The organism is Paraburkholderia sediminicola (genome assembly GCF_046027825.1).
Classification (GTDB): Bacteria; Pseudomonadota; Gammaproteobacteria; order Burkholderiales; family Burkholderiaceae; genus Paraburkholderia; species Paraburkholderia sediminicola_D.
Genome location: NZ_JAQQDU010000092.1, coordinates 23912 through 32236, shown reverse-complemented (window position 1 = coordinate 32236; position 8325 = coordinate 23912). Strand labels below are relative to the sequence as shown.

Annotated in this window: 7 protein-coding genes; all 7 read right to left on the bottom strand. The window is 60.1% G+C overall.

Going from position 1 to position 8325, the window contains the following annotated elements; genetic code table 11:
* Positions 1-397: 397 nt before the first annotated feature.
* The 7 genes from PQQ96_RS33805 to phnA all read right to left on the bottom strand — a co-directional run bounded on the left by PQQ96_RS33805 (position 398) and on the right by phnA (position 8185).
* The gene (locus PQQ96_RS33805) at positions 398-613 is read right to left on the bottom strand and encodes a hypothetical protein (protein WP_408300571.1); all 216 of its coding nucleotides are present in this window, start codon (positions 611-613) and stop codon (positions 398-400) included.
* Between the two features lie 102 nt (positions 614-715).
* The gene (locus PQQ96_RS33800) at positions 716-1237 is read right to left on the bottom strand and encodes a hypothetical protein (RefSeq protein ID WP_408300569.1); all 522 of its coding nucleotides are present in this window, start codon (positions 1235-1237) and stop codon (positions 716-718) included.
* 229 nt (positions 1238-1466) lie between these two features.
* Positions 1467-2621 carry a 2-aminoethylphosphonate--pyruvate transaminase gene (locus PQQ96_RS33795; RefSeq protein WP_408300567.1) on the bottom strand — a complete coding sequence of 385 codons (1155 nt, stop codon included), beginning with the start codon at positions 2619-2621 and terminating at the stop codon, positions 1467-1469.
* Between the two features lie 226 nt (positions 2622-2847).
* A complete protein-coding gene (locus PQQ96_RS33790) occupies positions 2848-4647 on the bottom strand; it encodes a methyl-accepting chemotaxis protein (protein WP_408300565.1) in 1800 nt (599 codons plus the stop codon).
* 100 nt (positions 4648-4747) lie between these two features.
* Positions 4748-4903 (bottom strand): hypothetical protein, encoded by a 156-nt coding sequence (locus PQQ96_RS33785; RefSeq protein WP_408300563.1) that lies wholly within the window; start codon positions 4901-4903, stop codon positions 4748-4750.
* A gap of 554 nt (positions 4904-5457) precedes the next feature.
* Entirely contained in the window at positions 5458-6915 is a 1458-nt protein-coding gene (gene phnY, locus PQQ96_RS33780) for a phosphonoacetaldehyde dehydrogenase (protein ID WP_408300562.1), read from the bottom strand.
* 34 nt (positions 6916-6949) lie between these two features.
* A complete protein-coding gene (gene phnA, locus PQQ96_RS33775) occupies positions 6950-8185 on the bottom strand; it encodes a phosphonoacetate hydrolase (protein WP_408300560.1) in 1236 nt (411 codons plus the stop codon).
* Positions 8186-8325: the final 140 nt, after the last annotated feature.

The window sequence follows — 8325 nt, the reverse complement described above, 5'->3', positions numbered from 1 at the left end:
GAGGCGCGCGGGTACGCCAGCTTCAAAACCATGCGCACCGTGCTGTTCCTCATCGCCGGAAAGCTCGACTTCTCAGCCTTCAACCCACATGCCCCGTAAGCCGCATTACCCACTCCACTATTTGAAATAGCCTAAAATATAGGAATGGAGGTATTGATGAGCCGAAACAACGGCCTGCAAATTCACCGCGTGACGGACTTTATTCTCTCGGATCAGCCTTGATCCGAAAGGCACTGTCAGGTTAGCCGCCGGGTTGGGTAAGTGTTGCGATGAAACGCCCACGCTAACCGCACGCGACGCGTGCGGTTACGATGCCAGGGAATGCATTGACGCTATTTCCGGGATTGCAGAAACAGAGGTGATGGGGCGCGCGATTTGTCCGTTGAACCGCCGCCGCTCAGTTATACCCAAGAATCGCGACCGATTGAATTTCGTCGCGGTCTGCCATGCTCCCGGCCAGCGTTGCCGCCGGTGCTCGTAGCAGCGTGGTGTATGCATTTTGCGAACGCGGCTTCGCCTGGCTCACATTTGCCTGATAGCGACTCGCTGGGTCGAATGCTTCCTCAGCAACCAAATACATTTTCAGGGCGTTCATGTTGGATTGGTACGTCATTCGTTAGTCGTTCAGGCCGGGGGGTGCCCCTGTATCTTGAGTCACCGAAGGTGCAGATCGGCGTGCGCCGACCGAAGCCACACCTCCCGATTCGAAGGCCGCTCATACGCTTGCTTCCGCGTTGGCCTCCTGGGCGGTGTGTTGTTTACTCTGAAGGGCAGAATGCCGTGTATCCAGTCTCGAACGTTGCACGAGTGCTGCGATTGACAGCCGCTCATGAGGTGGTGTCTGGAAGTTTCGTTCGGCGCGCTGATGCGCTGCGACCAACTCGGTGAGGGGCGCAGTCTGAAGTTGACTGTCGTAGAGTCTGAGAAGTCTCGCAGTCGGCTCAATGGCGTTAGCCGTAAGATTCCACGGCCGTTCCGGACTCATAGACAGGACTGCTTCGCCCAGCTTGATGTCGACTTCTGGAAACAACGACATCTCGCCAATGCCGAACCCTGCCTCGAGCAGGAAGAAAGAAGCGAACATCGTTCGAACGATTGTCCCGAGATGGAAAGCCGTACCGTGTTCCGTGCGTAAGGAAAAGAAGCAAAGATGGTTGCGGAGCGACAAATCGACAAGCGTGGCAGTGGATAGCTCAATCGCTTGTGCCCGCGGTGCTGTACAGATAAACGATGCCATGACTGTGAGATATGAATGAAGTCTTTAACCAAAGGAAGCATCACTCGCAAATAGGAGTCGCTCAGTGTTGCCGGTGTCTCATTCGACCCACTCCCTGCGTCAGCACAAGTTCCCGTATCGGCTCGTTTCCAACGAACGGCTGGTTCGACGTGGACGGGATCGCGACGTCGAACCAGCAGCCATTCGCCGCTGCGGCGGCGCGGTGTAGCGTACTCCGCAGTGCTCTTTTTCAAGCCGTTTGGGCGCTGAGTCCGGTCACACCCATCTCGTCCAGTACCGCCCGGATCGCTGCGAGTGCCGCGCGCAACTCCGGCTCGCCGATGCGGCCGATACAGCCGATCCGGAACGATTCGGCCACGGTCAGTTTCCCCGGATAGATCACGAAGCCGCGTTGCTTGAGGCTGTCGTAGAAGCGCTGGAACACGAAACGCGGATCCGTGGGCATATGGAACGTGACGATGATGGGGGCCTGTAGCGCTTCCGGCAGCAGCGGCCTGAAGCCGAGGGCGCGCATGCCTTCAAGGAGGATCCGGCAATTGTTTCGGTAGCGTGCACCGCGACCCGCCACACCGCCTTCGGCGACAAACTCCTCGAGCGCCTGGTGAAACGCGACGATCACGTGGGTCGGCGGGGTGAAACGATACTGGCTGGTCTTTTCCAGGTTGGTACATTGGTCGTACAGATCAAGCACCAGCGTAGTTGCATTACCCTGCGTCCGCTCGAGCGCTTCGCGCCGGCAGATCACAAAACCGAGGCCGGGAACCCCCTCAATGCATTTGTTCGATGAGGCAGCTACCGCGTCGATGTGCATTGACCGCACGTCGAGCGGCAGCGCGCCGAACGCGCTCATCGAGTCAACCAGATAACTCTTGCCATACTTCGCCGCGAGCGCGCCAAGCTGCGCGATCGGGTTCAATATGCCCGTCGTGGTCTCACAATGGACGGCGAACAGGTGGGTGATCGAGGGCGTGCGCGCGAGGATCGCCTCGATCTCACTGAGGTCGGGCGGCGTGTCCTCGGCGGTCTCGTAGACCAGCGTCTTGCGCCGCGCGATCTCGAGGATGCGCTTCGCCCGCTTGCCGTAGGCGCCATTGATCAACACCAGCGCGGTGCCGTCTGCGGGTACAAAGCTTGTCAGCATCGCTTCGACCGCGAAGGTGCCCGAACCTTGCATCGGCACCGTCACCCAGTCGCCCGCGCCGTTCGCGATCTCGGCGAGGCGTGTGAGCGCCGATCTGTTGATCTCGACGAAGTTCGCGTCTCGCGAGCCCCAGTCGTGCACCATCGCCGCCTTGACGGTGCGCGACGTAGTAAGCGGCCCTGGGGTCAGCAATAGCGGATCGCCCGTTTCGGAAGCGGCCACCGCATATGTGGAATTGGTCATCAAAGATCTCCTCTGGAAGTCTGTTTATCGTCTGTATCGACGCATGAAATCCACTCTAGTGGATGCAAAAAAAAGCAGTCAATATGCTAAAAAAACACATTTCGACGTCTGCCGGAAGCCCGCCCGGATGGTTCGGCGGCCCTCAGTAGCGTGGCCCAAGAGGGACCTGGTTGAGTGGGTGCAACAATCACCACGGCGGCGACTCAGGCACGCAACAGGGGGCACGTTAGTCCAGCTTGAATAGCGCGACGGCGCCGGCAAGACTCACGGCCTGGCTTTGTAACGCGGCGGTGGCCGCCGTGGATTCCTCGACCAGTGCGGCGTTCTGCTGAACCATTTCGTCGAGCTGGCTGACCGCGCGGTTGATTTCCTGAATCCCGCGCGTTTGCTCGTTGGCCGCCTGGGTGATTTCGGAAATGATGGTCGTCACGTTGGCGACGTTGCTGACGATCTCCGTCATCGTCTTGCCCGCCTGGCGAACCTGGCCTGAACCGGAGGTCACACTCCCAACAGTTGCTTCGATCAGTGCCTTGATTTCCTTCGCGGCCTGCGCGCTGCGTTGCGCGAGGCTGCGCACCTCGCCGGCCACCACCGCGAAGCCGCGGCCCTGTTCGCCGGCGCGTGCGGCTTCCACCGCGGCGTTCAACGCGAGGATGTTGGTCTGGAACGCGATACCGTCGATCACGCCGATGATGTCGGAGATCTTCACTGAGGCATGTTCGATCTCGCCCATCGTCGTAATCACTTCGGAGATCACTAAGCCGCCGCGCGAGGCGACCTTCGACGCGGACACGGCGGAGTCGTCGGCCTGTTTCGCGGCGCTGGCCGATTGCGTGACCGTCGAGGTGATTTCTTCCATCGACGCAGCGGTCTGTTGCAGGCTGGCCGCAGCGGATTCCGTGCGACTCGACAGATCCACATTGCCCGCGGCGATTTCATTCGCCGCCACACGCACCGAATCGCTGGCATCGCGAATCTGGCGCATCACGTGACTGAGTTTGTCGATGAAGGTATTGAACGAGCGCGCGATCTGCGCGACTTCGTCGTTACCAGTGACCGGCAGACGTTGAGTCAGATCGCCTTCGCCGGAGCCGATTGCGTCCATCGCATCACGTACTTTCGAGAGGCGCTGGAACGACACGGCGGTGACCGCGGCCACGATTGCGGCGGCGATGGCGGCGATCACGATCAAGGCGATCACTGAAGCGGTCAACAGCGATCGCATGCCCGCCGTCGCTTCCGATTTGTCGAGCGCGACGACCGCGTACCAGTCGGTGCCGGGAATGGCCTCGGCGCGCAGCAGCTTCGTGCTGCCGCCCACGTCGACTTCGACGGGGTGCCCGGCACTGAAGAGCGCGGCCAGCTTGTCGCCGGTGAGCGCGGGTGCGAGGTCCGTTACGGGCTTCAAGGTCAGCCTGGCGTCCGGATGCGCGACGATATGACCGCTCGTATCGATCAACATGCCGAAGCTCGCGGGCGTTGGGTGAATCGTCTTGACGTTGGCAATCACGCTGTCCATTGCGACGTCGCCAGACACCACGCCTTTCACCACGCCGTCGCGCACCACGGGCACGGCGAACGAGACCACCAGCTTGCCCGTGCCCATGTCCACATACGGCGGTGTCACGACCGGTTTACCGGCGGCAGCAGCCTGCTTGTACCAGGGGCGGCCGGTCGGATCGTAATCGGGCGGGATACCGGTCGGGTCGGTGAACTTCCAGGTCTTGTCCGCGTAGCCGACATACACGTTGGTGAACTTGCCGGCGGCGGCGACCTGCTTCAACGCGGTGAGTGGATCGGGTTGCAGCACGGCGTCCTGCAGCGAGTTGATCATCTGGCTATTGGCGGCGATCCAGTCTTCGATACCATCTGTATGGCCGCTTTCGACAGCGTCCAGACTGCTTTCGATCGCATCGCTGTTATACGAGTTGGCGATGAGGTAGTTGAGAACCGCGTTAGCAGCGAGCGAGACCACAACGATGGCGACGCACAGGGCGACGATGCGCGCGCGAATGGAGGAGAACATGTCGGGAGTCTTTCGAAGTAAGCAGTGGGCAATGTTCTGGGCGTCGCGCGCCGCTGTCGAAGCCGGTTCCGCGCCGAATGATTGTGAGGTGGAAATGGATTTACTCGGTTATTTCCACAATTTGCACCTGTGCCTCAGCGAAATCAGTTGAGAGGTAGTGCGAATCCATCCAGTCGTAGCCCGCCCGGCCGTGTGCCCAGGCCCAGTTGGTCCGGCCATTGTTTGCCATGCTTTCTCGACGATCTTCTGTCGCCATGTTGGCTCCCGTGTTGCCCGGCTCTCGCGGGGGAGCGACGTGTCGCGTCTCAGTTCCGTTTTGTCTGTCATTAGTCATTGCTGGATTTCCCGGTTAAAAAATCTGAATTCAGCAAAAGGCCGCTTTGGCGTACTGCGTTACGAGAAAATCACATTCGCGTTACGCAGCATACTGATATGCACCTATCGCTGGCCGTTGCGCTTCAGGAGGAAAAACCTGCCACGAGCCATCTTCATGCTGAAAGAAGAACATGGCAAACGGGCCGCGTGGACCTAACGTCTCGACGCGCACGTAGCGTCTGCAGTTCGAGCGAGTGCAACTGGCGCGAATGACGCGCACGGCCATCGCGGGCGTGGGCGAGAGCCATTTCTCGATCAAGGAGCGTAAACATTTCTCATGCGTGTTCATGGCTGGGTCGCGCCCCGTTGAGGCAAGCGATGCAATCGTCTGGCAGCACCGCACGATAAAGCCTGCCAGACGGCGCAGGCGTAAACATAGTGTCGACCTTCCCGATGTTCCCGACGCTTGCCGGCGACACCGGGAAGGATCGATACTCAATTCCAGGGCAACGAGTACGTTTTCACGTGGGTGAAACTCTTCATCGCTTCCTGCACACCTTCCTTGTAACCCAGGCCCGAGTCCTTGATGCCGCCGAACGGCGTGAGTTCAAGCCGGTAACCGGGTACTTCGCGGACATTGACGCTACCGACTTCGAGCTCGGCGATGAAACGTGTGATGTAGTCCATACGATTCGTACATACCGAGGACGACAGTCCGTAGTCGGTCGAATTCGAAATCCGGATCGCATCGTCGATGTCGCGGAATCGGATCACCGGTGACACCGGTCCGAAGGTTTCGTATTTGACTAGCGGCATGTCAGGCGTCACGTGGTCCAGGACGGTCGGCGAATAGAGCGCGCCTTTTCGAATGTTGCCGTACAGCAGTTTCGCGCCGCGGCTCACCGCATCGTTGACCTGCGCTTCGAAGAACTTTGCGGCGGCCTCGTCGATGACGGTACCCATATCGGTGGCCGGATCTGCCGGATCGCCATAGCGCACCGCGCGGGTCTTTTCCACCAGCAACTCGACAAAACGGTCGGCCACAGCTTCATGCACCAGCATCCGCTTGACCGCCGTGCAGCGCTGACCGGAGTTCTTGTACGAGCCCGACACGGCGAGCGTGCTGGCCTCGTCGAGGTCAGCGTCCTCCATCACGATAATCGGATCGTTACCGCCAAGTTCGAGCACTGCACGCCGGTAGCCCATTTTCTCGGCGATGTATTTGCCGATTGGTACGCCTCCGGTGAATGTGATCAGATCGATGTGCTCATTGGTGATGAGTTCGTCGGCAATCTCTTTTGGGTCGCCGGTGAGGACCTGAAGCATTTCCTGAGGCAGGCCGGCGGCGTACAGGATGTCGGCGAGCAGATAGGTGGACAACGGCACCTTTTCCGACGGCTTGACCACGATCCTATTGTTCGTCGCGATAGATGGCACGATCTTGTGTGCGACCTGATTCATCGGGTGGTTAAACGGCGTAATGGCGGAAATCACGCCCAGCAGAGGATCACGCAGTGTATAGACGCGCCGCTTCTTGCCGTGGGGCGTCAGATCGCAGGAAAACACCTGGCCGTCGTCCTTGAGCGCCTCGTTCGCACCGAAGATCAGCACGTCGCTGACGCGGCCCGCTTCGTACAGGGAGTCCTTCCTGCACAGACCGGCTTCGGCGGTAATCAGGGCGGAGATTTCTTCGGTGCGCTCCCGCACGATCTCGGCTGCGCGTCGCAGGATCTGCGAGCGTTCGTAGCGGGTGAGCTTTGCGCGGTAGGCATGGGCGTACGCGAAGGCGCGCTTGACGTCGGCGAGCGTCGCCTTAGGCACGGTGCCGACCAGCTCGCCGTTATACGGATTCCGAACCTCGATGACCTGGTCGCGTCGGATCTGTTCTCCGCAGATTCGAAGGGCTTCATGACGGACCGGCAAAGATGGCCGCGATTCCACGATGGCATTCATGCTGTCTCCTGATGTGAAAGAGGGGTATTGATAGTTATTGAAGGTGGTTCAGCGCGAGGTCGAGGATGTCGAAGTTGCGCAGACGCTTTCGCTCAGACACGGCTCGCGTTACCGGACGGTTGAAAAGGAGCGGCACAGTCTGTTCGGAGAGGCCACCGTGCGAGCGCAGCGGGGCATTGAGACCTGACAGGTCGTGGCGTGATTCGCTGGTGCCGAGCACGACATGGCGCCCGGAGACCACGATGATGTCGCCGAGTCGATCACGCGGCAGCTCGAAACGCTCGCAGCCCTCAGCGCCGGCTAGTGCCAGCTCGATACCGGTGCGCTCGCGCAGTTTTGCCAGGACTTGAGCCTGATCGACCGAAGGCGGGAGGTAGATCGTGGCAAACGAGCCCAAGGCGCCGTGGTGTACGACATACGGGTCGGTAATCGGCAGGATCACGCGTGCTACACCGGCGCCGAGCCATGCGTCCAGTTCGTCTTGCAGATAGATCACATTCGGTTTGCCGGCCGCGTCGTGCTTGTCGTTCATGCCGTGGTCCGCCGTAATCGCGATGGTGGCGCCCAGTTCGGCCATACGCTGCAAGTAGGGGTCCATCATCTGGTAGAACGCGTTGGCCCCGGCGCTGCCCGGCGCGCACTTGTGCTGCACGTAGTCCGTGGTCGACAGGTACATCAGGTCAATGGGGCGGGTCTCGAGGAGACGAACGCCAGCCGCGAATACGAACTCGGACAGGTCGGCGCTGTACACATCCGGTACCGGTTTGCCGACAAGCTCCACCACACCCGTGATGCCGTTTTCGGCCTGGGTCACCTCATCTGCTTTCTCGGACGAGAAGCAGATACCGTTCAGTTTGTTGCCAAGCAGGCGGCGCAGCTTGTCCTTCGCGGTAACGACCGCGACCTTTGCGCCCGCGTCGGCGAACGCGGCCAACACGGTCGGCGCACGCAGGTATTTCGGGTCGTTCATCAACACTTCGGCACCGCTCTCGCGGTCGAAGAAATAGTTTCCGCTGATGCCGTGCACGGAGGGCGGCACGCCTGTCACGATCGACAGATTGTTCGGATTGGTGAAGCTCGGTACGACGCAGTCGCCTTTGAGCGCGGCGCCGTTTTCCAGAATCTGGGCCAGAAACGGAGCGACCCCCGCGCGAGCCGCTTCCGTCAAATAGTCGTATTCGCAACCGTCGACGCAGACCACGACGAGAGGCTGGTCCATCCAGCGGTAGCTACGCCCATTTACATTGATAGTTTGAGTGTTCGTGTTCATGAGGTTTCCCTTTGAGTGATCAGGTGAGGGTTGAGACTGGCATTGCGATGCGTTGGGTTTCGGAGTGAGTGGTATGCATCCGTTCGATCTCATCCCTCACCAGCAGCGGGAGGGAGTGGCTCTGCAGCAGACCGATGGAT